Source organism: Streptomyces yongxingensis (genome assembly GCF_055597465.1).
In genome coordinates this window covers 6,094,281-6,119,419 of sequence record NZ_CM145717.1, presented here as the reverse complement: position 1 = coordinate 6,119,419, position 25,139 = coordinate 6,094,281, and the positions used below count along the sequence as shown (strand labels likewise).

22 protein-coding genes are annotated in these 25,139 nt (G+C 70.0%); 7 read left to right on the top strand and 15 right to left on the bottom strand.

The window, feature by feature from the left end; translation table 11 throughout:
* The first annotated feature begins 135 nt into the window (after positions 1-135).
* Positions 136-1,161: an aldo/keto reductase gene (locus tag ACZ6TD_RS26450; RefSeq protein WP_471342139.1), complete on the top strand. Its 1,026-nt coding sequence runs from the start codon at positions 136-138 to the stop codon at positions 1,159-1,161.
* Positions 1,162-1,179: 18 nt separating this feature from the next.
* Here ACZ6TD_RS26450 and ACZ6TD_RS26445 read toward each other — a convergent pair whose 3' ends face one another.
* The 5 genes from ACZ6TD_RS26445 to ACZ6TD_RS26425 form a co-directional block, all read right to left on the bottom strand.
* Entirely contained in the window at positions 1,180-1,638 is a 459-nt protein-coding gene (locus ACZ6TD_RS26445) for an NUDIX hydrolase (protein WP_471342137.1), read from the bottom strand.
* A gap of 85 nt (positions 1,639-1,723) precedes the next feature.
* Positions 1,724-3,292 carry a CHAD domain-containing protein gene (locus ACZ6TD_RS26440; RefSeq protein WP_471342136.1) on the bottom strand — a complete coding sequence of 523 codons (1,569 nt, stop codon included), beginning with the start codon at positions 3,290-3,292 and terminating at the stop codon, positions 1,724-1,726.
* A gap of 196 nt (positions 3,293-3,488) precedes the next feature.
* Positions 3,489-5,741: an RNA degradosome polyphosphate kinase gene (locus tag ACZ6TD_RS26435; protein ID WP_471342134.1), complete on the bottom strand. Its 2,253-nt coding sequence runs from the start codon at positions 5,739-5,741 to the stop codon at positions 3,489-3,491.
* Between the two features lie 231 nt (positions 5,742-5,972).
* Entirely contained in the window at positions 5,973-6,905 is a 933-nt protein-coding gene (gene mshD, locus ACZ6TD_RS26430; protein WP_471342131.1) for a mycothiol synthase, read from the bottom strand.
* 62 nt (positions 6,906-6,967) lie between these two features.
* Positions 6,968-8,125, bottom strand: coding sequence for a PDDEXK nuclease domain-containing protein (locus ACZ6TD_RS26425; protein WP_471342129.1), 1,158 nt, complete (start codon positions 8,123-8,125; stop codon positions 6,968-6,970).
* A gap of 96 nt (positions 8,126-8,221) precedes the next feature.
* Here ACZ6TD_RS26425 and ACZ6TD_RS26420 point away from each other — a divergent pair, with 96 nt between their 5' ends.
* Positions 8,222-10,045, top strand: coding sequence for a bifunctional metallophosphatase/5'-nucleotidase (locus tag ACZ6TD_RS26420; RefSeq protein ID WP_471342127.1), 1,824 nt, complete (start codon positions 8,222-8,224; stop codon positions 10,043-10,045).
* A gap of 54 nt (positions 10,046-10,099) precedes the next feature.
* Here the strand turns inward: ACZ6TD_RS26420 and ACZ6TD_RS26415 are convergent, their stop codons facing one another.
* The 3 genes from ACZ6TD_RS26415 to ACZ6TD_RS26405 all read right to left on the bottom strand — a co-directional run bounded on the left by ACZ6TD_RS26415 (position 10,100) and on the right by ACZ6TD_RS26405 (position 12,670).
* Positions 10,100-11,284 carry a macrolide family glycosyltransferase gene (locus tag ACZ6TD_RS26415; RefSeq protein WP_471342125.1) on the bottom strand — a complete coding sequence of 395 codons (1,185 nt, stop codon included), beginning with the start codon at positions 11,282-11,284 and terminating at the stop codon, positions 10,100-10,102.
* A 268-nt stretch (positions 11,285-11,552) separates the two neighbouring features.
* A complete protein-coding gene (locus ACZ6TD_RS26410; RefSeq protein WP_471342124.1) occupies positions 11,553-11,807 on the bottom strand; it encodes a DUF397 domain-containing protein in 255 nt (84 codons plus the stop codon).
* A gap of 11 nt (positions 11,808-11,818) precedes the next feature.
* The gene (locus ACZ6TD_RS26405; protein ID WP_471342123.1) at positions 11,819-12,670 is read right to left on the bottom strand and encodes a helix-turn-helix domain-containing protein; all 852 of its coding nucleotides are present in this window, start codon (positions 12,668-12,670) and stop codon (positions 11,819-11,821) included.
* A 127-nt stretch (positions 12,671-12,797) separates the two neighbouring features.
* Here ACZ6TD_RS26405 and ACZ6TD_RS26400 point away from each other — a divergent pair, with 127 nt between their 5' ends.
* From ACZ6TD_RS26400 to ACZ6TD_RS26385, 4 genes are all read left to right on the top strand, one after another.
* A complete protein-coding gene (locus tag ACZ6TD_RS26400; protein ID WP_471342122.1) occupies positions 12,798-13,289 on the top strand; it encodes an ATP-binding protein in 492 nt (163 codons plus the stop codon).
* A 73-nt stretch (positions 13,290-13,362) separates the two neighbouring features.
* Positions 13,363-14,256, top strand: a complete 894-nt coding sequence (locus ACZ6TD_RS26395; protein WP_471342120.1) for a hypothetical protein — start codon at positions 13,363-13,365, stop codon at positions 14,254-14,256.
* Positions 14,257-14,263: 7 nt separating this feature from the next.
* Positions 14,264-14,539 carry a hypothetical protein gene (locus tag ACZ6TD_RS26390; RefSeq protein WP_471342119.1) on the top strand — a complete coding sequence of 92 codons (276 nt, stop codon included), beginning with the start codon at positions 14,264-14,266 and terminating at the stop codon, positions 14,537-14,539.
* 381 nt (positions 14,540-14,920) lie between these two features.
* Positions 14,921-17,419: an NACHT domain-containing protein gene (locus ACZ6TD_RS26385; RefSeq protein WP_471342116.1), complete on the top strand. Its 2,499-nt coding sequence runs from the start codon at positions 14,921-14,923 to the stop codon at positions 17,417-17,419.
* 206 nt (positions 17,420-17,625) lie between these two features.
* On the opposite strand, the gene ACZ6TD_RS26380 is transcribed toward ACZ6TD_RS26385, so the two are convergent.
* Positions 17,626-20,151 (bottom strand): ATP-dependent Clp protease ATP-binding subunit, encoded by a 2,526-nt coding sequence (locus ACZ6TD_RS26380; protein WP_471342114.1) that lies wholly within the window; start codon positions 20,149-20,151, stop codon positions 17,626-17,628.
* Between the two features lie 508 nt (positions 20,152-20,659).
* Here ACZ6TD_RS26380 and ACZ6TD_RS26375 point away from each other — a divergent pair.
* Positions 20,660-21,253, top strand: coding sequence for an SCO3374 family protein (locus tag ACZ6TD_RS26375; protein WP_471342113.1), 594 nt, complete (start codon positions 20,660-20,662; stop codon positions 21,251-21,253).
* A gap of 5 nt (positions 21,254-21,258) precedes the next feature.
* On the opposite strand, the gene ACZ6TD_RS26370 is transcribed toward ACZ6TD_RS26375, so the two are convergent.
* From ACZ6TD_RS26370 to ACZ6TD_RS26345, 6 genes are all read right to left on the bottom strand, one after another.
* On the bottom strand, positions 21,259-21,597 hold the full coding sequence (locus ACZ6TD_RS26370; protein WP_137978524.1) for a histone-like nucleoid-structuring protein Lsr2: 339 nt from the start codon (positions 21,595-21,597) through the stop codon (positions 21,259-21,261).
* 221 nt (positions 21,598-21,818) lie between these two features.
* Complete coding sequence (locus tag ACZ6TD_RS26365; RefSeq protein ID WP_191064449.1) at positions 21,819-22,340, bottom strand: amino-acid N-acetyltransferase; 522 nt, start codon at positions 22,338-22,340, stop codon at positions 21,819-21,821.
* Between the two features lie 22 nt (positions 22,341-22,362).
* Entirely contained in the window at positions 22,363-22,758 is a 396-nt protein-coding gene (locus ACZ6TD_RS26360; RefSeq protein ID WP_385214602.1) for a BlaI/MecI/CopY family transcriptional regulator, read from the bottom strand.
* A gap of 120 nt (positions 22,759-22,878) precedes the next feature.
* Positions 22,879-23,061 carry a hypothetical protein gene (locus ACZ6TD_RS26355; protein ID WP_044573347.1) on the bottom strand — a complete coding sequence of 61 codons (183 nt, stop codon included), beginning with the start codon at positions 23,059-23,061 and terminating at the stop codon, positions 22,879-22,881.
* A 102-nt stretch (positions 23,062-23,163) separates the two neighbouring features.
* Positions 23,164-23,979: a hypothetical protein gene (locus ACZ6TD_RS26350; protein ID WP_471342110.1), complete on the bottom strand. Its 816-nt coding sequence runs from the start codon at positions 23,977-23,979 to the stop codon at positions 23,164-23,166.
* A 361-nt stretch (positions 23,980-24,340) separates the two neighbouring features.
* Positions 24,341-25,138, bottom strand: a complete 798-nt coding sequence (locus ACZ6TD_RS26345) for a type III pantothenate kinase (RefSeq protein WP_020870373.1) — start codon at positions 25,136-25,138, stop codon at positions 24,341-24,343.
* Between the last annotated feature and the right edge of the window lies 1 nt (position 25,139).

Here is a 25,139-nt window from a genome sequence, read left to right as displayed (position 1 = left end):
ATTCCGGGCCGGACAGGTGGTTCTGGCAGACCCAGGTTGAGCCGGGCCTGGTGAGGTTCCCGCCCGGCGCCGAGGCTGAAGGCGCAGGACGCCACGGAAGGCAAAGGCCACGGAAGGCAAAGGAAGGCAGCTGCCATGAAGCGCAGGATCCTGGGCGGTACCGGCATCTCGGTGAGCGAGTACGCCCTGGGCGCGATGATGTTCGGCGCCCTGGGCAACCCCGATCACGAGGACTCGGTACGGATCATCCACCGCGCCCTGGACGCGGGCATCAATTTCGTCGACACCGCCGACATCTACTCGGGGGGCGAGTCCGAGGAGATCGTCGGCAAGGCCCTCAAGGGCCGTCGCGACGACATCGTCCTGGCGACCAAGGCCCATTTCGCGATGGGCGACGACCCCAACCACGGCGGCAACTCACGGCGCTGGATCACCCAGGAGGTGGAGAACAGCCTGCGCCGCCTGGGCACGGATTACATCGACCTCTACCAGATCCACCGGCCGGACCCGACGACGGACGTCGACGAGACGCTGTCGGTCCTGTCCGACCTGGTCAGGGCGGGCAAGGTGCGCGCCGTCGGCTCCTCCACCTTCCCGGCCGAGCAGATCGTGGAGGCCCAGTGGGTCTCCGACCGGCGCGGGCACGTACGGTTCCGCAGCGAGCAGCCGCCGTACTCGATCCTGGCACGCGGCGTCGAGGCGGCGGTGCTGCCGACCGCGCGGAAGTACGGGATGGGCGTGCTGAGCTGGGGTCCGCTCTCGGCGGGCTGGCTCACGGGCCGCTACACCAAGGCGTCCGACATCGATCTGTCGGGCGGCCGGGCGGCCGTGGAGAAGCACAAGTTCGACCCGTCGCTGCCCGACAACGCGCGCAAGCTGGAGGCGGTCGCCGCGCTGGCCGGGCTGGCGTCCGACGCCGGGCTCTCGCTGCCGCACATGGCCATCGCCTTCGTACGGGCACACCCGGCCATCACCTCGGTGATCATCGGTCCGCGCACCATGGAGCACCTGGAGGATCTGCTCGCCGGGTCCGAGGTGGAGCTGAGCGAGGACGTCCTGGACCGGATCGACGAGATCGTCCCGCCGGGCACCGACCTCAACCGGGCGGACAACTACTACGTGCCGCCGGCGCTCGAGGACAAGAGCCTGCGACGCCGCTGACCGGACACCGGGATCGGTTCAGGACGGCCGCAGGGCGTGCAACAGCGCGTCGATGAGCGTGCGGTCGTGGTCGTAGGTGAGGCGGAGGCGGGCCGCGTCCGGCGGCAGCCAGACGAGGCGGTCGACCTCGCGGTTGGGCACGAAGGTCTCGTCGTGGTCGACCGCCTCCGCCGCCCAGTAGCGGACCTGTTTGGGGCGGCCCTTGGCCATGTAGTGGAGGGTGGGCAGCACCGCCCCCGGGGCGCAGCCCATACCGGTCTCCTCGACGACCTCGCGCACCGCGCCGTGCAGCGCTTCCTCGCCGTGCTTCAGCTTGCCCTTGGGATGGGACCAGTCGTCGTAGCGGGGGCGGTGGACGAGGGCGACCTCGAGCCCGCCGGCGCGCGGGGACCGTCGCCACAGCACACAGCCCGCCGCCAGGACCGTCCCGGTGTCCGTTCCGACCAGCCCGTCATCACGGGAATTCCGCCGGTTCATCCGCCGTCTCTCCCTCCCCGGTTTTCCGCTGTCCTCCGCGTGTCGCCCTTCTGCCCTTCGGTCCTTCTGCCCTTCCGGTCCGGCGTCAGGAGGATCTGGCGGCGGACACGCGTCGCCAGATCCGGCCGAACGCGAAGCGGGCCGCCTCGACCTCATGCCGCTGATCGGCGTGGAGCACCCCCAGCGCGTACGCCGTCGCCGGGGCGATCCGGGGCGTACGGGCGGCGGCCGCCGCGGCGGCGGCCGCCTCCGCCGCGTCGCGGTGGCGCTCCAGCGCCTGCCCGGCGGCCAGCAGCCGCACCGACAGCGGCGGCTCGGCGTCCACGGGTCCGGAGCCGCCCGGACCGGAGCCACCGGGACCGGAGCCGCCGGGCCCACTCGCCCCGTCCGGCTGCTGCCACGCCTGGTCGAGCACCTCCAGGGCGTACCGCCGCAGCCGCAGCAGATGGCGCACCTGGTGCCAGGGGGCGTCCTGGCGCTCGCTGGCGGGCGGGGCGTCCGCCGCCGGGGTCGCCGCCAGGCCGTGGACCAGCGCCTCCGCGTTGTACGGATGCCCGGCGCGGACCAGCGGCAGCGCCTCCACCGCCTCGGCCAGCCGCCGGTTCGCCAGCTCGGCGAGCGGCGGCAGCACCTGCCCGGCGGGGCGGGCGGCGTTGGCCTCGTCGAGCGGGGCGTCGGAGGCGAGCAGGGCGACGGTGTCGGCGACCGCGTGGAAGCGGGAGGAGCCGAGCGCCTCCAGGGCGGCGGTGTGGGCCCGGGTCCGGGCCAGGGTGAGCTGGCGCTCCAGCAGCGCTCCGGCGCGGGCCGCGCCCACGGTCAGCGCCCCGCCGCGGGCCTCCTCCTCGGCACCGGCCCGCTGATGGGCCGCGCCCGGCTGGCCGGACCGCTCGGCCTTCTCGCCCTTGGCGCCCCGGCCGCTCTTGTCACCGCGCTCACCGCGGCGCCGCCCGGCCGCCCGGCCCTCGTCCCTCTCCCGGTCTCTGTCCCGGTCCCTGGTCGTTCCGGCCGCGCCCTCGGCGCCGCCGCCCGCGTCGGCCGGACCGGGCCGCGCACCCTGCCCCCCGACAGGGTCCGCGGCCCCGCCTCCCGGCGCACCGGCGGCCAGGGAGACGCTGCGGCGGGAGGCACGGGTGGAGCGGGGAATCGGGCCCGCGGTGCCGGAGGGGCCGCCCGCGCCGTCGACCGCGACCGTGACCCCGCCGCCCGCCGTGCGCGCGGTGCGCGCGGTGCGCGCGGCGCTCGTGGCATGCGCCGCGTTCACAGGCTGTGGGTCGGAGGACCGCTCACCCGGGCTCGCGGCCTCGACGGCCGTTCCCTCGCCCTGCGGTGACCGGTCCGAGGGGCCGCCCGCGCCCGAGAGCCGGTGCAGGGCGCCGCGCAGCCGGTCCAGCCGCTCCGCGTAGGCGTGCTCCCGCGCCAGCGTGCCGGACAGCCAGGCCAGCTCGGTCCGCAGCTCATCGGACCAGGCCGTGTCGGTGATCGGGCGGTAGACGTAGAGCGCGCCGCTGATCCGCCGCGCGGCGCGGCGCAGCAGCCGGGCGGCCTCGGCCGCCTCCTGGACGTCGGAGCCGCTCTCGCGGTGCAGCCGCAGGCTGCGCAGGAAGTCTCCGGCCTGGGCGTGCAGATACGCCGACAGCACTTCCCCGGCCGTCACCGACTCCCACTCAGGCGCTCCCGAAGCCGCGGAGGCCGCCCCGGAAGCCCCCGAAGCCCCCGAAGCAGCAGAGGGTGCAGAAGCCCCGGAAGGTGCCGCCGCGGTCTCCGCCGCCCGGTCCGTCACGCCGTCGGCCCCCGGCCAGGACGGGGCGGCGGCCGGGTCCGCGGCGCCCGTCATCCCGGCCGGCGGCAGGTCATGTCGTTGAACCACGCCGTCGCCTCCGGGCGTCGATGAGCATCTCCTGAACGTTCCGCAGCGGCTGGCCGTCCGCGTCCGTGGCGTGCCGGGTCCACTCGCCGTCCGGGCCCAGGTGCCAGGAGGAGGTGGAGTCGGACATCCCGGTCTCCAGCAGGCGGTTGAGGGCGGCGCGGTGGCCGGGGTCGGTGACCCGCACCAGCGCCTCGATCCGGCGGTCGAGGTTGCGGTGCATCATGTCGGCGCTGCCGATCCACACCTCCGGCTCGCCGCCGTTCCCGAACGCGAACACGCGCGAATGCTCCAGGAAGCGTCCGAGGACCGAGCGGACCCGGATGTTCTCCGAGAGCCCGGGGACGCCCGGCCGCAGCGCGCAGATGCCACGCACCCACACATCCACCGGCACCCCGGCCTGCGAGGCCCGGTAGAGGGCGTCGACGACGACCTCGTCGACCATCGAGTTGACCTTGATCTTGACGTAGGCCGGGCGGCCCGCCCGATGGTGGGTGATCTCCTTGTTGATCCGGGTGATCAGCCCGCCGCGCAGCGACTTGGGGGCGACCAGCAGCCGCCGGTAGTTCTCCCGCCGGGAGTAGCCGCTCAGCCGGTTGAAGAGGTCGGAGAGGTCCGCGCCGACCTGGGAGCTCGCCGTCAGCAGCCCCAGGTCCTCGTACAGCCGGGCGGTCTTGGGGTGGTAGTTGCCGGTGCCCACGTGCGAGTAGCGGGTGAGGGTGTCGCCCTCCTGGCGGACCACCAGCGACAGCTTGCAGTGGGTCTTCAGGCCCAGCAGGCCGTAGACCACGTGGCAGCCGGCCTCCTCCAGCTTGCGCGCCCACTTGATGTTGGCGTGCTCGTCGAAGCGGGCCTTGATCTCGACCAGCACCAGCACCTGCTTGCCGGACTCGGCGGCGTCTATGAGCGCGTCGACGATCGGCGACTTGCCGGAGGTGCGGTACAGCGTCTGCTTGATCGCCAGGACGTCCGGATCGGCGGCCGCCTGCTCCAGGAACGCCTGCACGGAGGTGGAGAAGGAGTCGTACGGGTGGTGGAGGAGGACGTCCCGCTCGCGCAGCGCCGCGAAGATGTCCGGCGGGGAGGCGGACTCCACCTCGGCGAGGTCCCGGTGGGTGCCCGCCACGAACTTGGGGTACTTCAGCTCCGGCCGGTCCAGCGCGGCTATGCCGAACAGACCGGTGAGGTCGAGCGGTCCGGGCAGCGGATAGACCTCGGCGTCCGAGACCTTCAGCTCGCGCACCAGCAGGTCCAGCACATACGGGTCGATGGACTCCTCGACCTCCAGCCGCACCGGGGGCCCGAAGCGGCGGCGCAGCAGCTCCTTCTCCAGGGCCTGGAGGAGGTTCTCCGCGTCGTCCTCCTCGACCTCGAGGTCCTCGTTGCGGGTCACCCGGAACATGTGGTGCGCGAGCACCTCCATCCCCGGGAAGAGCGCCTCCAGATGCGCCGCGATCACGTCCTCCAGCGGCACGTACCGCTGCGGCGACGCCTCCAGGAACCGGGAGAGCGACGGCGGGACCTTCACACGTGCGAAGTGGTCATGCCCGCTGACGGGGTTGCGCACCACGACCGCGAGATTGAGCGACAGCCCCGAGATGTACGGGAAGGGGTGTGCCGGGTCCACGGCGAGCGGGGTCAGCACGGGGAAGATCTGCTGCCGGAAGAGGGTGAAGAGGCGGGACTGCTCCTTCTCGGTGAGATCCGGCCAGCGGACCAGGTGGATGCCCTCCTCCGCGAGCGCCGGGGCGACGTCCTGCTGGTAGCAGGCGGCGTGCCGGGCCATGAGCTCACGGGACCGGTTCCAGATCAGCTCCAGCACCTCGCGCGGCTGCAGCCCGGAGGCCGAGCGGGTGGCGACCCCGGTGGCGATGCGCCGCTTGAGGCCGGCGACCCGCACCATGAAGAACTCGTCCAGATTGCTGGCGAAGATCGCCAGGAAGTTGGCCCGCTCCAGCAGCGGGGTGGACGGGTCCTCGGCCAGCTCCAGCACCCGCTCGTTGAACGCGAGCCAGCTGCGCTCCCGGTCCAGGAACCGCCCCTGTGGCAGCTCCCCGTCCTCCGTGCCGGGCCCGGTGACCTCCTCGTACGAGTCCAGGTCGGCGTCGAGGTCGGGGTCGAGCGACCGCACCGGTGCGGCGACAGCATGCGGCCGGTGGGCCGCGATGGACCCGACCGAAGGCTGGGGGCGGGGCTGGGGCTGGGGGGAAACCGATGCCTGACCGCTTGTGTGGCTCATGAACTCATTGTTCCGCGCCGGAGGTGAAGACGACGTGGCGGAAGCGGGTGCGGAAACGGCACGGAGCCTCCGGTTCGACGAATTCGGCACAGCGGGCTGCATTCAGTGATGCTCGCAACCAAGGTTGAATCGCCGGTAACGGACACATGGCGCGTAGGAAATCGGGACCCATCCCCCAGGGGTCCCGCCCTCGTCACGCCCCCCTGGACTCAGGTCCCGCTCAGCTCTCGCTCAGGTCTCCGTCCGATACATCAGATCCGTCTCATGGGTGACGAAGCCGAGCCGCTCGTAGACCGCGACCGCGGCGAAGTTGTCGGCGTCCACATAGAGCATCGCGGTCGGCAGTCCCCGGGCCGCCAGATGCCGCAGCCCGATCGAGGTCAGCGCCTTGCCGAGGCCGCCACCCTGCGCGTCCGGCCGCACCCCCACGACGTAGACCTCCCCCAGCCGCTCCTCGGCATGCACCTTCGTCCAGTGGAACCCGACGATCTCCCCGCCCCGCTCGGCCAGGAAGAACCCCTCCGGGTCGAACCACGGCTCACCCTTGCGGTCGTCCAGGTCACGCTGGGTGAGCGAGCCCTGCTCGGGGTGGTGGGCGAAGGCCGCCGCGTTCGCCGCCAGCCACGCGGCGTCGTCGGCACCCGGCCGGAAGGTCCGTACGGTCACGCCCTCCGGGAAGGTGGGCTCCGGAAGACCCAGCTCCGCGAGCGACCCCAGGGGCCGCCGCATCTGCCGCAGCTCCCGGAACAGCGTCAGCCCCAGCACCTGCGCGAGATGGCGCGCCGAGGCATGCCCCCCGTGCGCCCAGATCCGCAGCCGCTTCCCCGACTCCCTGAGCAGCGTCACCCCCAGCGCCCGGCCGTGCCCCTGCCCACGGTGCCCCGGATGCACGACCAGCTCGGCGGCCGGTGCCTCCACCGGGTCGGTGTCCTCCAGCTGGGCGTACCCCACCAGCTCCCCGCTCGGCTCCCGCAACACCAGATGCCGCACCCCCTCCCGCCGCCCCCGCAGCTGCAGCCGCCCCTGCTCGGACACCGCCTGCTGCCCATCGGCCCGCGCGGACTCCGCGATCAGCCGCAGCACACCCTCCACCTCGGCCGACGTCAGCTCCTCCAGCACATCGAGCCGCCGGGCCCCGGATGTCTCGTTCACCACGTCATTCATGAGGCCGAGCCTACGGCGGCCCAATTGGCCAGCAAGCTGCTGGCCAATTTGTTACCGGCGAGTCACCCGGCTGCCCCATCCCCGTCGAGGATGTCGTCGGCGATACGCGAGAGATCCTCGGCACTGGGCATCAGCTCCCGCACATGGGGCGGCAGCGCGGCATAGGTGCTCACGGCGAGCGGTGCGTTGTTGCTCCGCAGGGCGTACTCGATCGTCCCCTTGTCGCGGCTCTTCGCGATGAGGATCCCCAGGGTCGGATCGTCGCGCTCCTTGTCCCGGACCAGGTCGTCGACGACGGTGACGTAGAAACCGAGCTGGCCGAGGTGGGAGGGGCGGGCCTTGTCGGTCTTCAGCTCGATGACGACGTAACGGTGCAGCTTGCAGTGGTAGAAGAGCAGATCGATCCGGAACTCCTCGTCACCGACCTTGATGGGGTACTGACGCCCGACGAAGGCGAAGCCCACCCCGAGTTCGGTCAGGAATCGGACGAGATGGGTGACCAGCGCGTCTTCCAGGTCGCGTTCGGCGGGCTCGCCGGTGAGCCGGGTGAAGTCGAGGCGGTATGGATCCTTGGTGATCTCCTGGGCCGCGTCCGACTCATCGGGGACGGTAAAGGTGAAGTTGGACAGCGCCGCGCTGTGGGTGAGGTGGGCCTTGGCGAGGATCACGGATTCGAGCTCGCTGCGCGACATGCCTCGGTAGACGGCCACTTGGGAGTAGAAGTCCAGCTCAGCGCGGTCATTGCACTTGTCCATCAGCAGCTGGATGTGCCCCCAGGGCAATTGTGCAGCAGGCTGTTGCACAATTGGCTCCGGCCAGAGCCGAGCCATCTTCAACATGTACTGAAGGCTTCGCGTGCCGAAGCCCCGCTGGTTCGGGAAGGCCGCGCGCAGCTCCACCGCCACCCGGTTGACGATCTTCGTTCCCCACCCCTCCCGCTCCCGGCGCTCCAGGATCGTCCGCCCGATCTCCCAGTACATCGCGATCATCTCGGTGTTGACCTTGAGCTGCGCCCGGACATGCGCCCCGCGCACAATCGCCTTGAGATCATCGACCAGTTCGAAGAAGCCCGGCGGGAGCTCGGACCCTGTGCGGGGATGGGCGTCTGCTTCGTGAGTTCGTTCTGCATGATCCGCACGCTCACATAACGAACCACCACCCAAACCCCTCATCAGGACTTTTCCGCCGAACGAGCGAAGTCGTCCCACACCGTTGACCATCGGCCATCAGCTCTTCACCTCACCCCTCTGCCCCGCTACGCGCGTTGACCGTAAGCTGCGCTCCACCATCCATCACGGGGCACACAAGGGGACGACATGCCAGCGAGACCTCAACGGCGCGGGGCGGGACGCCGGTTGGCCACGGGAGTCGCGGTGCTGGCCGCCGCGGCCGGAGTGCTGACCGCCGTGAGCCCGGCGGGTGCGGACACCGGCGCCACCGCCTCGGACAAGCACCGGCCCGGGCGCACCGTCGACGTGCAGCTGCTGTCCTTCAACGATCTGCACGGAAACCTGGAGCCCCCACAGGGCTCCTCGGGCACCGTCACCGAGACCCAGGCTGACGGCACCACCAAGACCATTCCGGCGGGCGGCGCCGAATACCTCGCCACCTCCCTCCGTAACGCCCGTAAGGGCCACGAGTACTCCGTCACCGCCGCCGGCGGCGACATGATCGGCGCCAGCCCGCTGATGTCCGGCCTCTTCCACGACGAGCCGACCATCGAGGCGCTCAACAAGCTCGACCTCGACGTCACCGCGGTCGGCAACCACGAGTTCGACGAGGGCCGTGCCGAGCTGAGCCGGATCCAGAACGGCGGCTGCCACCCCAAGGAGGGCTGCTACGAGAAGGGCAAGACCTTCGAGGGCGCCGACTTCCCCTACCTCGCCGCGAACGTCACCGACGAGAAGACCGGCAAGCCCATCCTCAAGCCCTACACCGTGTGGCAGCACAAGGGCGTGAAGATCGGCTTCATCGGGGTCACCCTCGAGGGCACCCCGGACATCGTCACCGCCGAGGGCGTCAAGGGCCTGAAGTTCCACGACGAGGTCGAGACGATCAACAAGTACGCCAAGGAGCTCAACCGTAAGGGCGTGAAGTCGATCGTCGCGCTCATCCATGAGGGCGGGCTGCCCGCCTCCCCCTCGTACAACTACGACTGCGACAACGGCGGTGCGGGCAAGGGCATCTCCGGCCCCGTCGTCGACATCGCCAAGAACATCACGCCCAAGGTCGACGCCCTGGTCACCGGCCACACCCACCAGGCGTACACCTGCACCGTCCCGGACCCGTCCGGCACCCCGCGCACGGTGACCTCCGCGGCCTCCTTCGGCCGTCTCTACACCGACACCACGCTCACCTACGACCGCCGCACCGGCGACATCGTGCGGACGAGCGTGAAGGGCGCCCACGCGGCGAACCACGTCGTGGACCGCGAGCAGCCCAAGGCCCCCGACATGACCTCGCTCATCGGGCGCTGGAACAAGCTGGCCGCCCCGATCGCCAACAAGCCGGTCGGCTACATCTCCGCCGACGTCAACGGCCGCGGCTCCACCGCCTACGAGACGCCCCTGGGCGACACCATCGCCGACGGCCAGCTCGAAGCGCTCTCCCCGTCCGACAAGGGCGGCGCCCAGATCGCCTTCATGAACCCCGGCGGCATCCGCTCCGACCTCGCCTACAGGGCATCGGGCAGCGAGGGGGACGGGGTGGTGACGTACGGCGAGGCGTTCACGGTCCAGCCGTTCACCAACATGATGAACGTGATCGACCTGACCGGCTCCCAGCTGATCACCGCGCTCCAGCAGCAGGTCAGCGGCGCCAACGAGGCTTCCCCGAAGATCCTTCAGGTCTCCAAGGGCCTCACCTACACGCTGGATCTGACCAAGTCCGGCAAGGACCGGATCGTCACGGACTCGGTGAAGCTGAACGGTGAGCCGATCGACCCCGCCAAGACCTACCGCGTCGCGCTGAACGAGTTCATCGCGGGCGGCGGCGACGGCTTCCCCGTCTTCAAGGACGGCAAGAACAAGCTCGTCGGCGCCTCCGACCTGGACGCGTTCACGGCCTACCTGGGCGCGCACTCGTCGCAGTCCTCGCCCCTGGACCCGCCTAAGGCGGACCGCATCACGATCGTGAAGTAACCGCCCGATTCCCGCCGATGGCCCGGCCGCCCAAGCGGCCGGGCCATCGTCGTGTCACCGCAGCGCAGCCTCGATCAGATCGGCGGCCCGCACGGCGCCACCCTCGGCCCGCGTCTCGGCCTTCAGCCGCGCCGAACGCCGCGCCACCTCCGGATCCGTGGTGAGTTCGGTGAGCGCCGCCCGCAGCGCCCCCGCCGTGGCGTCCGCCGTGGCGATACGGCGGGCCACCCCCAGCTCCACGAGCCGGTCGGCGTTCATCGGCTGCTCGGCGCCCTGCGGTACCGCGATCATGGGCAGCCCGCAGTACAGGCCCTCACTGCTGCCGCCCATCCCCGCGTGGGTGAGGAACGCGTCGGCCCGCTCCAGGATCGCGAGCTGCGGCACCCAGGAGTGCACCTCGATGTTGCCCGGGATCTCCCCCAGCTCACCCGGATCGACGTACTTGCCGATCTGGAGCACCACATGCCATCCGGGCAGATCCCCGAAGGCCGCGACGCACTCGCGGTAGAAGGCGGCCTGTCGGGTGTACGCCGAGCCCAGCGAGACCAGCAGCACATTCTCCGCACCGGCGGGGCGCTCCCAGCCGCCCTGGTCGGCACGGTCCCCGAGGCACGGTCCGACGAACGTCACGACCTCGGTGTTCACCCGCTCGGCGTTCGGCTGCATCGCGCGGGGAATGAGCGCCACGCAGCGCGGCGGCAGGCCGGAGAAGGCGTTCGGATCCGTGGTGGTGGCGCCGGACTCCGCGAGCCAGGTCGCGAACTTCTCCTGATACGCGTCCGCACCGGGAAGGCTCATGATCTGCGCCCCGACCTCGTCGTGGTAGCCCTCCCAGCCCACGATCGTCGGCGACAGCTGGACCAGCGGGCGCCCCTGCGTCTCGGCGAGCACCCGGGCGGGGTACGCGCCGATGTCGTACAGATACAGATCGGCCGGGTCGCGGTCGTACACGGCGCGCAGTTGGGGCAGGACGTGGATGGCGTCGTCCAGGAACACGGTCATCGCGCCGATCGGGTCCTCCGGCCAGTCGTTGTCGGCGACCGGCAGGGTGGAGCGGTACGGCACAAGCCGGGCCCCGGTCGACTTGATGACGTCCGCCATACGGGGATCGTTGGCGTACGTCACCCGGTGCCCGCGCGCCACGAGTTCACGGATGATCTCGAGGCTGGGGAGGGTGTGGCTGATGGCGGGGATGCCGACCATCGCGATATGGGCACGGCGACGGGACGGACGTGACATGAGAGATCACTCGTTTCAGGTCTACGGCGAAATGGACACGACGGCCCGGCGCACGGGCGTGGTCACCGGTGCGCCGGAGTGTGCGGCGTGTCAGCCGTAGATCTGAAGAAACGAGTCCATGCGGGGAACGGTACCCCGGCCGGCGACCGGCCCGCCTCCCGATTTTCCGGCCTCAGCAAGCGGTAAGTGCCCGCTCAGCGCCGAGCCCTAGGGTCGCGAACGCGACGGGCCGTCTGTTCTCCCTCCCTCTCCCGACGGACCGTCGCGCCTAACTTTCCTGGACGCGGTCGAAGTCACCGGCCTTGGCCCCACGTATGAAGGCGCGCAGGGCGGCGGGGGTGGTGGTCAGGATGACGTCGGGGTCGTCGCTCTCCCTGAGCAGGACGGCGCGGTCGCTCGCGGCGACGTTCACGCAGTTGCCCGCGTCCCCGCTGTGGGTGGACTTCCGCCAGTCAGCGGCGACGTTGATGCAGTTCGAAGAGTCTCCGCTGTAGGAAGACTTCCGCCAGTCAGGTATGGGCACTTCGAAACCCTTCAGATACTCCGCGCGATGCGGTGGATGAAGTCTCTTGACTCGGCCGGATCGAGGGCGCCGCCCTCCATACGTTCGAGCACGGTCCGATACTTGACCAGCTGCGCCTCCGAGTCGAGGAACTCACAGCCGTGATGGACGTCGAGCTGCACAGTGTCCAGTTGCGGAACAGGACCGTGGACATAGTCGATCGGTTGGCCATTACCGGGGAACGTGCCCCGCCCGAAGGGGACCACCAGAACCGTGACGTTGGCTTCCTCGCTCATCTCGCCGAGATGGGTCAACTGAGCGCGAGCCGTAGCCGCTCCACCGAACTGCATGCGCAGCGCAGCCTCATGGATGATCGCCGTATAGCGCACGGGTTCGTCCCGGTGCAGGATCTCCTGCCGCCTGATGCGGAGGGACAACCGGTGCTCTACCTCGTATTGCCGTAGCGGCGGCACAACCTCCTGGAACAACGCGCGCGCGTGGTCCGTCGTCTGCAACAGGGCCGGGATGTGGATCGCCAGGGCCACCCGCAGCTCGACGGCGTGATGTTCAAGCTCCGCCACGTCGATGAGGGCAGCAGGCAGATGCTCCCGGTACTCATCCCACCAGCCTCGTGTGCGTCCACCTGTCATATCGGCCAAGGCATCGACGAGGGCATCATCAGGGCAGGTGTAGTTACGGGCGAACGCGCGCACCCGGTCCGCACTCACCGGGTACCGCCCGGCCTCGATACTGCTCAGGCGAGCCTGGTTGATGCCGTGCTGCGCGGCGGCAGCGGTCGAGGACAAGCCTGCGCGTTCCCGAAGCTTCCGCAGTTCCGCGCCCAGTCGGCGCTGCCTCACCGTAGGCGTGTTGTTTGGCGGCATCGGTTCTCCCCTATCACCCACACGAGTTCAATTAGCAGCCTTGCTGCTGATTTCGTAGCAGGTCTACCACCGACTGCCATACGGTGTGGCGCAAGCCACCCAACTTCGCCCGACCGAGGGAGACTCCATGGCCAACGTACCGCCGTCCTCCGACCCCTGGACGTACTCCCTCCGCCTGCCCAACGACCCGCGAGCCGCACGGATCTCACGGGTCACCCTCCGGGCGGTCCTCTCCTCCCACGGCATGGCCGAGCTGACCGACACGGCGGAACTCCTGACCTGCGAGCTGGTCACCAACGCCGTCCGCCACTCCGACGGCCCCGCCCAACTCCGCATCCGCCACCTCTGCGAAAGCCGCCTCCGCGTCAGCATCTGGGACACCAACCCCACCATCCCCGCACCCTTCGACGCCCCGCCCAGCCCCCTCGACCGCTTCACCGCCCTCACCGAAGCCGCCGCCAACATGGACGCCACGTCCGGCCGGGGCCTGCTCATCGTCCGACTCTGCGCCGACAACTGGGGCGGCTACCCCCTCGCCGACGACCTCTTCGGCATCAGCGGCAAGCTGCTCTGGTTCGAACTCACCCCGCAGCAGAACGCCTACGAGATCGCCGCCTGACCCATTCCCCCAATCGGGTGATCACCGGTCATTTGCCCCGGGCACATGCTCCGACGACCCTACGTTCACACACATGGTCAGTTCGCGGCACGAGGCCGCACATCGCATCTTTCAAGAACGACCGGAGTTACTCGCGCCGGTATTCCGCATATTGGACGTCCCGCTGCCAAAGGAAGCAGCCGTCGAGGTGCTCACCCCCGACGCCACGGAGATCCGCCCGCTGGAGCGGCGCGTGGACAGCGTGCTGCGCGTGGTTCCGCCTGACGGCGGCGGCTTCCTCCTGGCCATCGAGGCACAAGGGCGCCGCGACCCGGACAAGGCGGTCAGCTGGGCGTACTACCTCTCGTACATGGCAGCGAAGCACGAGCTTCCGGTGCTGCTACTCGTAGTCTGCCAGGACAAGAAAACCGCCGACTGGGCGGCGGGGCCCTTTCGGATCGGCGTGGAGGGGTGGACAGCACTGTCCGTACACCCACTGGTCCTGGGCCCCGGGAACGTCCCGGTGATCCTCGACCCCGAGGAGGCGTCCCAGGATCTGACCTTGGCTGCCTTCTCGGCCTTGACACATGGGCGCGACCCAAATGCTCCGGCCATACTGAAAACACTGGCTCAGGCCCTCGCCAAGGCCGACCCGGAGTCCCGCCCGTACTACTCGGAGCTACTGGAGATCGGCCTGGGGAATACCCCAGCACGAGACGTCTGGAGGAAACTGATGAGCGTGGTAGGTAGCTACTTCCCTGGTCGCGGCACCCTTGTCGAAGAGACCTTCCTCAAGGGCAAGGCCGTGGGTGAGGCTGTGGGGGGTGCGCGCGCCGTGCTGCGCACCCTGGAAAACAGGGGGATCCGCACCTCGGCGGAGATCCGCGAGCGCATCACCGACTGCACCGACATCAAGACACTGGACCACTGGCTCGACCGTGCCATGACCGTCTCCACCGCCAACGAACTCTTCACCGAGGACGGCTGACGACACCATGGCCGTAGTAGGTAGCTACTTCCCCGGCCGGGGAACCCTCATCGAGCAGACCTTCCTCAAGGGCCAGGCCCACGGGGAGGCGGCAGGGCTTGCCGAGGGAGTCCTGCGCATCCTCGAACATCGGGGGATCGCCGTCCGGTCCGAGACACGCCGCCGTATCAGCGAATGCGGCTACCGCGACACCCTGAGGCACTGGCTCGACCGTGCGTTCACCGTCTCCCAGGCAGACGAGTTGTTGGATGAGCTCTTCGAGGTGGAGGAGCCGGACCGTTAGTCACCGCGCGGGCCCCGGGGCCGGACCGGAAGCCGTGCCACCGGGGCGCGGTCGCCGACGCGACGGGAGGGGGTGGGGTCGGAGGGGTGGTGTCCTGGACGCTTACGTGTATTTGTGGCGCCAGTCTCCGGCCCACGCAAGCCCCCGGCCAATGGCGCCGTAAATATACGGTCCAGGGCGCCGCCCCGGAGGCCCCGCCCCCGGCACCCACCACCCAACCGACCGCGCACCCCAGCGACCACCGCCCACCGCACCGCGCACCCGCCCCGTGCCACCGGCCGCCCCCGGAACCCACGCCGAACCCCACCCATCCGGCACAGACCGTGCCTACCCTGGTGGCTTCCGAACGGCGAACAACAGTCACCGGGGGGACGGGGCCTCATGGATCCCGCAGACGCAGCCGCAGACGCAGCCATAGCCACACTGGTCCAGGAACTCTTCGTCGCCGACGGGCCGGTGGACCGGCCCGTCCGCATCGCCTCCCTCGTCGCCTTCCAGGGCGACCACCGCACGCTGACCGAACGCGACCTGCCCCGGATCGCCTCCGCGCTCATCGAAGACGTCGCGAAGGAGATCGACGAAGACATCGCCGATCAGGCGCGGCCCCAGCTGACCCAGCTGACCGACGCCCTCGCCCGCACCCTCCACTCCCTCGGCACCGTCGACCTGGACGACCTGCGGGCCGTCCGCCTCGGCCCCGAAGCCTTCGCCCGCCACCTCGCCATCGCCGCCCCCGACGCCGACGAGGAACTGGACCCGGCGGACGCCCGGACGCACGCCTCGCTGCGGGAGGCCGTCTGCGCGCACATCCTGCGCTTCCTCACCCTCCGCTCCCCCTTCGTCGCGGCCGCCGAGGACGCCGCGTTCGAGGAGCGCTACGCCCAGGACATCATCGCCGCCCACGACCACCTCACCATCTACGGCATCGATCTGGCCCACTCCCCCGACAGCTGGCCGCTGGACGCCGCCTATCTCAGCCTGGAGACCGAGACCGACGGGGGCGGCCCCAGCGCCCCCGCCGAGCAGGCCCTCGCCGGGCGCACCCGGGTGCTGCTGTGGGGCGTGGCGGGGTCGGGCAAGACCACGCTGGTGCAGCGGCTCGCGGTGTCCGTGGCGCGCGGCGACCTCCCGGGCCCGCTGGAGGGGCTGCGCGGGCGGGTCCCGTTCGTGCTCCCCGTGCGCCGGTTCCGCCGCGCCGAGCCGAACCGCGACGGCTTCCCGGAGCCGGATGCCTTCCTGTCCGCCGTCCGCTATCCGCACGCCGCCGCGCAGCCGCCCGGCTGGGCCGAACGGGTGCTGTCGCACGGGCGCGGGCTGCTGCTCGTGGACGGCGTGGACGAGGCCCCGGAGGAGGAGCGCGAACGGCTCCGCGAGGCGCTGCGCGAGCTACCGACCCGCTATCCCGGAAATGTCTGGCTGGTCACCTCGCGCCCCTCGGCCGTACGGGAGAACTGGCTCGCCTCCGAGCGCTTCACCGAGCTGAAACTCTCCCCGCTCAGCCGCGAGGGCGTCACCGCGTTCATCCGGCGCTGGCATGCGGCGGCCCGCCAGGACATCACCGACCGGGTCGATCTGGACCGGCTCAGCGGTTACGAGGAAACGCTGCTGGACGCCGTAAGGATTACCCGGGACCTCGGGCGGCTGGCCACCAATCCACTGATGTGCGGTCTGCTGTGCGCACTGCACCGCGACCGCCGCGGCTATCTGCCGCGCGGCCGGAAAGCCCTCTATGACGCGGCCCTTTCCATGCTCCTGGAACGGCGCGACCGCGAGCGCGCCATGCTGCCGCCGGACGGAATCGACCTCCCCCAGGAACCGAAGATCCGGCTGCTGCAGAAGCTGGCGCACTGGATGCTCGTCAACGGCCGGTCCGAAATGGACCGGGCCACCGCCGTCGAGACGCTCGGCCGGTACATCCCGGCCATTCCGCACGCGGAGCGGCAGGGCGGGCCGGAGGAGATCTACCGCCATCTGCTCAACCGGACCGGTCTATTGCGCGAGCCCACACCCGGTTCGGTCGATTTCGTGCACCGAACGTTCCAGGACTATCTCAGCGCGAGAGCGGTCGTCGAACGGCACGATTTTGACTTCCTGATCGACCACGCACACCTGGACGACTGGGAAGAAGTGATCAGAATGTCCGTGGCTCTCGCCCGTCCCGATGAATGCGCCTACCTCCTGGAGGGGCTGCTGGCGGCCCGTAAAGACGCCCGGCCGGTCCATGCCCGCCATCGCAAACTCCTGGCGGCCGCATGTCTGGAACACGCGACGGAGCTGGACCCCGAGGTGCGTTCCCGGGTGCATCGCTATACCCGTGATCTGGTACGCCCGACCTCGCTGGAAGGGGCCCGGGCGCTGGGCTGGATCGGGCCTATCGTGCTGGAAATGCTGCCGGATCCCAGCGGGGTATCCGATGAGGAGGCCCACCGGCTGGCCGTCACCGCCACCTCGATAGCCGACGACCGCGCGATCGACTATCTGGTCCGGCTGCGGGACCGCGCCTCATGGGCGGTACGGGCGCAGCTCGCGGGCGCCTGGCGGCGATATGACACCGACCGCTACGCCGAGGAAATCATCGCCCATCTCGATGCGCGGGAACTCGACTTTCCGGTGTCGGACCTGGAGGAACTGCGGGCGCTGCGCAGGCTCGGTGGCCGCCCCTGCGTCCAGATCGCCGGTGCGTTCACCCCGGAGCAGCTGACCGAGGGCCTGGTGGCCGAGCGGCTGACCGAGCTGTGGCTGGCCTACGACCTGGGCGCGGACCTGGACCTGAGCTGGCTGGCCGGCTTCCCGAGGCTGGAGATCCTGCGGCTGAGCCACCGCAACGCGGAGGTGACCGGCGTCCCGGAGGGCGTCCAGGTCATCGTGGCGGGCGCGTGAGGGGAGCCCCGGAGGGTTCTGAGGGGAGCCCCGGAGGGGTTTGGCGTGCCCGGCCTCCCGGGGCGTCACAGAGCCCCTCAGGCCGCGCCTGCGCGGCCCCTGCACGAAAGGGGGCCACCTCCGGCCCCTGCGCGAAAGGGGGCCGCCCCGGACCGGGAAACGGTCCGGGGCGGCCCCGAGGCGATCGGCGAAGCTCAAGCTCCGCGTCACGCCTCCTTGCTGAGGTTCGGGCCCGCGCCACCGGCGGCGGACTCGATCGGCGGGGTGTCCGGCAGCGCCGACTTCTCCTCGCCGCGGAAGGTGAACTTCTTCTCCTCACCCTCGCCCTCGGTGTCCACGACCACGATGTGGCCCGGACGCAGCTCGCCGAAGAGGATCTTCTCCGAGAGCACGTCCTCGACCTCGCGCTGGATCGTCCGGCGCAGCGGCCGGGCGCCCAGGACCGGGTCGTAGCCCCGCTTGGCCAGCAGCTTCTTGGCGTCACCGCTGAGCTCGATGCCCATGTCGCGGTCCTTGAGCCGCTCGTCCACCTTGGCGATCATGAGGTCGACGATCTGGATGATGTCGTCCTCGGTGAGCTGGTGGAAGACCACGGTGTCATCGACACGGTTCAGGAACTCGGGGCGGAAGTGCTGCTTCAGCTCCTCGTTGACCTTGGCCTTCATCCGCTCGTAGCCGGTCTTCACATCGCCCTGGGCGGCGAAGCCCAGGTTGAAGCCCTTGGAGATGTCCCGGGTGCCGAGGTTGGTGGTCATGATGATCACCGTGTTCTTGAAGTCCACGACCCGGCCCTGGGAGTCGGTCAGCCGACCGTCCTCCAGGATCTGCAGCAGCGAGTTGAAGATGTCCGGGTGGGCCTTCTCGACCTCGTCGAAGAGGACCACGGAGAACGGCTTGCGACGCACCTTCTCGGTGAGCTGGCCGCCCTCCTCGTAGCCCACGTATCCGGGCGGGGAGCCGAAGAGCCGCGAGACGGTGTGCTTCTCGCTGAACTCCGACATGTCGAGCGAGATCATCGCGTCCTCGTCGCCGAAGAGGAACTCGGCGAGGGTCTTGCTGAGCTCGGTCTTACCGACGCCGGACGGGCCCGCGAAGATGAACGAGCCACCGGGGCGCTTGGGGTCCTTGAGGCCCGCACGCGTGCGCCGGATGGCCTGGGAGAGCGCCTTGATGGCGTCCTTCTGGCCGATGACGCGCTTGTGCAGCTCGTCCTCCATGCGCAGCAGCCGGGAGGACTCCTCCTCGGTGAGCTTGAAGACCGGGATGCCGGTGGCCGTGGCCAGGACCTCGGCGATCAGCTCCTCGTCGACCTCGGCGACGACGTCCATGTCGCCGGCCTTCCACTCCTTCTCCCGCTTCGCCTTGGCGGCCAGGAGCTGCTTCTCCTTGTCGCGCAGGCCCGCGGCCATCTCGAAGTCCTGCGAGTCGATCGCGGACTCCTTCTCCCGGCGCACATCGGCGATCTTCTCGTCGAATTCGCGCAGGTCCGGCGGTGCGGTCATCCGGCGGATCCGCATCCGGGAACCGGCCTCGTCGATCAGGTCGATCGCCTTGTCCGGCAGGAAGCGGTCCGAGATGTAGCGGTCGGCCAGGGTGGCGGCCGCGACCAGGGCCGAGTCCGTGATCGAGACGCGGTGGTGCGCCTCGTAGCGGTCCCGCAGGCCCTTGAGGATCTCGATGGTGTGCGGCAGCGACGGCTCGGCGACCTGGATGGGCTGGAAGCGGCGCTCCAGGGCCGCGTCCTTCTCCAGGTACTTGCGGTACTCGTCGAGCGTGGTCGCGCCGATGGTCTGGAGCTCGCCCCGCGCCAGCATCGGCTTCAGGATGCTCGCGGCATCGATCGCGCCCTCGGCGGCACCCGCACCCACCAGGGTGTGGAGCTCGTCGATGAACAGGACGATGTCGCCGCGGGTGCGGATCTCCTTGAGCACCTTCTTCAGGCGCTCCTCGAAGTCACCGCGGTAGCGGGAGCCGGCGACCAGGGCGCCCAGGTCCAGGGTGTAGAGGTGCTTGTCCTTGAGGGTCTCGGGCACCTCGCCCTTGACGATGGCCTGGGCCAGTCCCTCGACGACCGCCGTCTTACCGACGCCGGGCTCGCCGATGAGGACCGGGTTGTTCTTGGTGCGGCGCGAGAGCACCTGCATGACCCGCTCGATCTCCTTCTCGCGCCCGATGACCGGGTCGAGCTTGGATTCGCGGGCGGCCTGGGTGAGATTGCGGCCGAACTGGTCCAGGACGAGCGAGGTGGAGGGAGTGCCCTCCGCCGGGCCGCCGGCGGTGGCGGCCTCCTTGCCCTGGTAGCCGGAGAGCAGCTGGATGACCTGCTGCCGAACCCGGTTCAGATCGGCGCCCAGCTTCACGAGGACCTGGGCGGCGACGCCCTCGCCCTCGCGGATCAGGCCGAGCAGGATGTGCTCCGTACCGATGTAGTTGTGACCGAGCTGAAGGGCCTCGCGGAGCGACAGCTCCAGGACCTTCTTGGCACGGGGGGTGAAGGGGATGTGCCCGGACGGGGCCTGCTGGCCCTGCCCGATGATCTCCTCCACCTGCTGGCGGACCGCCTCGAGCGAAATCCCGAGGCTCTCCAGGGCCTTAGCGGCGACACCCTCACCCTCGTGGATCAGGCCCAGGAGGATGTGTTCGGTGCCGATGTAGTTGTGGTTGAGCATCCGGGCCTCTTCCTGAGCCAGGACGACAACCCGCCGCGCGCGGTCGGTGAACCTCTCGAACATCGTTAATCGCTCCTCAGAGCGGTCAGAAAGATCGGGGACGATCCCCTCCCTGTCCTTCCGCATGCTAGTCCCGCAACCCGGGACAGCTCATTCCAACTGCCGACAACCGTCCGGATCACCCCCGCTCGCACGGGGCAAACAGCCACTGGCCTCCTGCCCGAACAGCCGACAACTGCTTCAACCCGATGGTGCGAGACGATGTTCCCGCAGGCCAGGCATCTACGCCCACCGCCAGTACGCCGATGGCGAACGCCGCTTTCTCCCGACACGCGGACCGCCCCTCCCCACTAGGGATGTCTTACCCGCAAGCACAGATACTCCATGCCGTGAGGGCCGGTTCCATCCGCTATGGGCGAACAACCTTGCGCCCGTTCACCGGCCCTGCAGGACCCCTTACGGGTACGGGGCGCGCACGGGCCGGTACGGAACGTCATCGCGTACGGAGATCATCACGTTCGAACGCCACCGTCCGCGTAACCGAGCGGGCGGGCGGGGAGTTCTGCCGGGCATGATCCTCAGGGCCCACGGCGCGGAGCCGTCCGCACCGGCCGCCCGGTCACGCTGGTACGAGCGTGAGCTGGGCTGGCCGACGGCCGGCAGCGATCCCGTCGAATTGCTCACGGGGGTGGCCTTCGACGTCATCGAACTGCCGACCGTGGCCGGTTTCGCGATGCTGCGGCGCGTACCGCGGACCGGTCCGGTCGCGGTGGAGGGCGCCTGGATGCGGCTCCTGGTGGCCGCCGGCAGCGCGGACGAGCTTCCGGGGCTGCTCGACTGGCTGGAGTGGGGCGGTGTGGCCCTGGACCTGGGCGCGATCGGCGCCGGAGGCCGGATCACCGCGCCATGCCCCGCCCGCTCCCGGCCCCCGTCCCTGGGCGCCGGGCCGCCCGGTGAGCGATGCCCGCAGGAGGCCGCCGTATGGCTGCGACCTCCCGACGCGAAGGGCGGGGTGGAGCCGACGCTGCCGCGGGCAGGCTTCGGGGGCGATGGGGGCGCCCCCGATCTCGTACGGCTCGTGAGCGCGGCGGCCACGGAGTGCCACCGAGCCCGGTTGGTGCGCGCCCTGCCACTGCCCAGGCAGCGGCGAGCCGGGGAAGGGTGACGCGCTCAGCCGTTGGCCTTCTCATACGCCTCACGGACGGTCGCCGGAACACGGCCGCGGTCGTTGACCTCGTAGCCGTTCTCCTTCGCCCAGGCGCGGATCTTCGCGGTGTCCTGGCCGCCACCGCCCGCCGCCGCGCGCGCCTTGCCCCGGCCGCCGGAGGCCCGGCCACCGGTGCGCCGGCCGCCCTTGGTGTACGGCTCCAGGGCGTCACGGAGCTTGTCCGCGTTGGCGGTGGTGAGGTCAATCTCGTAGCTCTTGCCGTCCAGAGCGAACGTCACGGTCTCGTCCGCCTCGCCGCCGTCGAGGTCGTCGACAAGAAGGACCTGAACCTTCTGTGCCATGGGGTTCCTTTCAGGGAAAACCGGGGGGCTCGGGGCGCGGCGTTAGCCGCTGATGACTCACCCCCCAGGTAATTACACTACGGGAGAATAGGAAACCGCTTTTCCCGGAAAAACACAAACCCCCCGGGAAGGTTCGAGCGATCGGCCAAGCGGGAAGCCTCATGGAAGGCGATGTTCCGGAGCTATGTGATAGGGGCGCGATTCGGACATAGAGCCCGCGATCACAGTTGCAGAAGCATCCGGCTGTTGCCAAGGGTGTTCGGCTTCACCCGTTCGAGACCAAGGAACTCGGCGACGCCCTCGTCATAGGAACGCAGGAGCTCGCTGTAGACATCGCCGTCGACCGGCGTCTCGCCGATCTCCACGAAGCCGTGCTTGGTGAAGAAGTCGACTTCGAAGGTGAGGCAGAAAATGCGCCGCACGCCCAGCCAGCGTGCCGTCTGCAGCAGCTTGTCAAGCACCAGATGCCCTACACCGGTGCCCTTGAGAGTCCGATCGACGGCGAGAGTGCGGACCTCCGCGAGGTCTTCCCACATGACGTGCAGCGCTCCGCAGCCAATGACCTCGGCGTCCTCGTCGCGCTCGGCGACCCAGAACTCCTGGATGTCCTCGTAAAGCGTCACGGTGGCTTTGTCGAGCAGGATGCGATCGTCCACGTACGAGTCGATGAGGCGACGCACCGCCCGAACATCGCTGGTCCGGGCACGGCGGACGGTGACTACTTTTGATAGTGGGGAGGACATGAGCGGACGCTATCGCCCCGTGTCATCGCCCCGACTCACCGGGTCTCTCCCCCGGCTCCCCCAGTTGTGCGACGCGCATGGCATCCCGTAGTGCGTCGCGCTGCTCTTCGGACATCATCCCGAAGAACGCGACGAGTGCGGCCGCGGGGTTGTCACTGGTCGACCACGCTTCGTTCATCAGTGCGGCCGAGTAGGCGGCGCGCGTGGAGACCGCGGCATATCGATAGGCGCGGCCTTCCACCTCACGGCGCAGCCAGCCCTTGTGATGCAGGTTGTCCATTACGGTCATGACCGTGGTGTAGGCGATCGAGCGTTCCCGCTGAAGGTCTTCCAGGACTTCCCGGACCGTGACCGGGCGGTTCCACTTCCACACCCGCGTCATGACCGCGTCTTCGAGATCTCCCAATGGCCGAGGCACACCGAGAATAATAGTGGGAGATGTCGCGAATGTCCGGAGGGTTGGGCGGTTGGACGCGAAAAGCCACACGCCCCGGGACGCGACGCGTCCGCGGGGCGTGGTCCGGCGTGATCGATCCGCTCAGGAGGTCTCGCGCTCCGGCGCCGGGCGCTCGGCCTCGGCGCGGGCCGCCAGCGCGGCGTCCACCGCGGCGTCCTCCTTGGACTTGTTGGCGCCGCCCTGGCTCTTCACCATCGTCACGATGAGCGCGGTGAAGGCCACGGCCATCACGACGGGCGGGACCAGCGCGGAGACGTAATCCATGACTCTCGGCCTCCTTTTGCTCGAGACCACCAGATTACGCGGCGCGCCGCGGCCGCCCGGAGCCGGGCACCGGTCCCGGGCGGGGCGTCCCGGGCCGGCCGGTCAGGCGGAGCGGACCCCGGCGCCGGGTGCGAGCCCCGACTCGCGCTCCGGCGGCGGTGAGGGGCGGCGGCGCTTGGGCGGGAAGACCTCCGCCGGCGTGGGCACCGGACGTCCCGGGCGCGGCGCCCGGCGGCCCGGCTCCCTTCGCTTCGGCTCCTCGCGGTCGCCGTGCTCCGGCGGGGTGGGCTTCTTACGGGGCTCACGCTTCGGCTCGTCGGACTGGCGCACGGCCTCCCGCACGGCCTCGGGCCCCTTCCTGGCGGACCCCCGCGCGGCCGTCCCGGACGCCGCCGGGACCCCGCCGGGCAGGGCACGCAGCCGGGGCGCCACGGGGCGCGTACGCGGCTCCACGACGGCGCCGGCGCGCTCCGCGAGCCGGGCGCGCACGCCCAGCTCGGCAAGGAGCTCGCACTGGCTCAGCAGCGCGCGCCGGCGCGTGGCCTCACCGCCCCCGGCGGCCGACCCGCACAGCGCGCGGAGCGCGGCCAGATCCTCGGCCAGCGGCTCGTAACCGGCCGCCAGGGCGCCCTGGAGCTGCTCGAGATAGCCGACGGCGGCGCCGGGCAGGGCGGCGCGGTAGCGGGCGAGCTCGTCGAGCAGGAACGCTCGCAGCCGCCCGCCCTCGCGGACCGCTTCGTCCACGGCCTCGGCGAGCCGGAGACAGTCCTGGACCTCCTCCGCCCGGTCCGGGCCGAGGGGGCCGGCAGAGGGGGTGACGGGGTCGGGTTGGAGGGCGATGGCGAGGGCGCGTCGGAGCACACGCAGCTCATCCGCACTGAACGCCATTCCGCCGCGGGATCCATATGGCGTGGGCATGGGGCGACTTTAAGTGCTAAGCGGACAAATTTCGCTGAGCGCCGGACGGTGCGGCGCGTTGCGGACGCCGAGCCGCCATACGGGGGAAGCGCCGGACGGGACCGCGCCGAGGCGGTCCCGTCCGGACCCGGCACCCGGGGGCGGACCGTCGCATCCGGGTGCCGGTGTACATGGTCGACGGCCGTTCCGCTTGTCAATACGGAATTCGATGTGCCGTCTTTCCCTTGACCGCCCCTTGACCCATTGGCGAAGAGCGATCAGTTGCGCATGACGAATCCCGAGTGCGGGAATTCGTTTCGGAATGCCGTCAATGCGGTCGAGCACCCGGGTGAAGAGCAGGTGAAGAGCTGATCACCGGTGCTCAGCCGCGCGAGACGTTCCGCTCGTAGACCAGTCTGAGGCCGATCAGGGTCAACCAGGGCTCATGCTCATCGATCACTGAGGATTCTCCTAGCACCATGGGCGCCAGCCCGCCGGTGGCGATCACGGTGACGTCCTCCGGGTCCTGGGCGAGCTCGCGCGCCATACGGCGGACGATTCCGTCCACCTGGCCCGCGAAGCCGTAGAGGATGCCGGACTGCATGGCCTCCACCGTGTTCTTCCCGATCACGCTGCGTGGCCGGGCCAGCTCGATCTTGCGCAATTGCGCCCCGCGTACGCCGAGCGCCTCGACCGAGATCTCGATGCCCGGGGCGATCACCCCGCCCACGTACTCCCCGCGCGCGCTGACCGCGTCGAAGGTCGTCGCGGTGCCGAAGTCGACCACCACGCACGGGCCCTCGTACAGCTCGACGGCGGCCAGCGCGTTGATGATCCGGTCGGCACCGACCTCCTTGGGGTTGTCCACCAGGATCGGCACACCGGTCTTCACGCCGGGCTCGACCAGGACGGACGGCACATCGCCGTAGTAGCGGCGGGTCACCTCGCGCAGCTCGTGGAGGACGGAGGGGACGGTGGAGCAGATGGAGATGCCCGCGATGCCGTCACCCAGCTCCTCGCCGAGCAGCGGGTGCATGCCCATCAGGCCCTGGAGCAGGACGGCGAGTTCATCGGCGGTACGGCGGGCGTCGGTGGAGATCCGCCAGTGCTCGACGATCTCGTCGCCGTCGAAGAGGCCGAGCACGGTATGCGTATTGCCGACGTCGATGGTCAGGAGCATC

What these genes read in the sequence shown, in the direction of transcription:
- ACZ6TD_RS26405 (WP_471342123.1), bottom strand. Translation starts at nt 12,670, where the DNA reads ATGCCGCCAAACAACACGCCTACGGTGAGGCAGCGCCGACTGGGCGCG.
- ACZ6TD_RS26415 (WP_471342125.1), bottom strand. Translation starts at nt 11,284, where the DNA reads ATGTCACGTCCGTCCCGTCGCCGTGCCCATATCGCGATGGTCGGCATC.
- ACZ6TD_RS26395 (WP_471342120.1), top strand. Translation starts at nt 13,363, where the DNA reads ATGGTCAGTTCGCGGCACGAGGCCGCACATCGCATCTTTCAAGAACGA.
- ACZ6TD_RS26450 (WP_471342139.1), top strand. Translation starts at nt 136, where the DNA reads ATGAAGCGCAGGATCCTGGGCGGTACCGGCATCTCGGTGAGCGAGTAC.
- ACZ6TD_RS26435 (WP_471342134.1), bottom strand. Translation starts at nt 5,741, where the DNA reads ATGAGCCACACAAGCGGTCAGGCATCGGTTTCCCCCCAGCCCCAGCCC.
- ACZ6TD_RS26420 (WP_471342127.1), top strand. Translation starts at nt 8,222, where the DNA reads ATGCCAGCGAGACCTCAACGGCGCGGGGCGGGACGCCGGTTGGCCACG.
- ACZ6TD_RS26380 (WP_471342114.1), bottom strand. Translation starts at nt 20,151, where the DNA reads ATGTTCGAGAGGTTCACCGACCGCGCGCGGCGGGTTGTCGTCCTGGCT.
- ACZ6TD_RS26400 (WP_471342122.1), top strand. Translation starts at nt 12,798, where the DNA reads ATGGCCAACGTACCGCCGTCCTCCGACCCCTGGACGTACTCCCTCCGC.
- ACZ6TD_RS26390 (WP_471342119.1), top strand. Translation starts at nt 14,264, where the DNA reads ATGGCCGTAGTAGGTAGCTACTTCCCCGGCCGGGGAACCCTCATCGAG.
- ACZ6TD_RS26375 (WP_471342113.1), top strand. Translation starts at nt 20,660, where the DNA reads ATGATCCTCAGGGCCCACGGCGCGGAGCCGTCCGCACCGGCCGCCCGG.
- ACZ6TD_RS26445 (WP_471342137.1), bottom strand. Translation starts at nt 1,638, where the DNA reads ATGAACCGGCGGAATTCCCGTGATGACGGGCTGGTCGGAACGGACACC.
- mshD (WP_471342131.1), bottom strand. Translation starts at nt 6,905, where the DNA reads ATGAATGACGTGGTGAACGAGACATCCGGGGCCCGGCGGCTCGATGTG.
- ACZ6TD_RS26350 (WP_471342110.1), bottom strand. Translation starts at nt 23,979, where the DNA reads ATGCCCACGCCATATGGATCCCGCGGCGGAATGGCGTTCAGTGCGGAT.
- ACZ6TD_RS26355 (WP_044573347.1), bottom strand. Translation starts at nt 23,061, where the DNA reads ATGGATTACGTCTCCGCGCTGGTCCCGCCCGTCGTGATGGCCGTGGCC.
- ACZ6TD_RS26345 (WP_020870373.1), bottom strand. Translation starts at nt 25,138, where the DNA reads ATGCTCCTGACCATCGACGTCGGCAATACGCATACCGTGCTCGGCCTC.
- ACZ6TD_RS26425 (WP_471342129.1), bottom strand. Translation starts at nt 8,125, where the DNA reads ATGGTCAACGGTGTGGGACGACTTCGCTCGTTCGGCGGAAAAGTCCTG.
- ACZ6TD_RS26385 (WP_471342116.1), top strand. Translation starts at nt 14,921, where the DNA reads ATGGATCCCGCAGACGCAGCCGCAGACGCAGCCATAGCCACACTGGTC.
- ACZ6TD_RS26365 (WP_191064449.1), bottom strand. Translation starts at nt 22,340, where the DNA reads ATGTCCTCCCCACTATCAAAAGTAGTCACCGTCCGCCGTGCCCGGACC.
- ACZ6TD_RS26370 (WP_137978524.1), bottom strand. Translation starts at nt 21,597, where the DNA reads ATGGCACAGAAGGTTCAGGTCCTTCTTGTCGACGACCTCGACGGCGGC.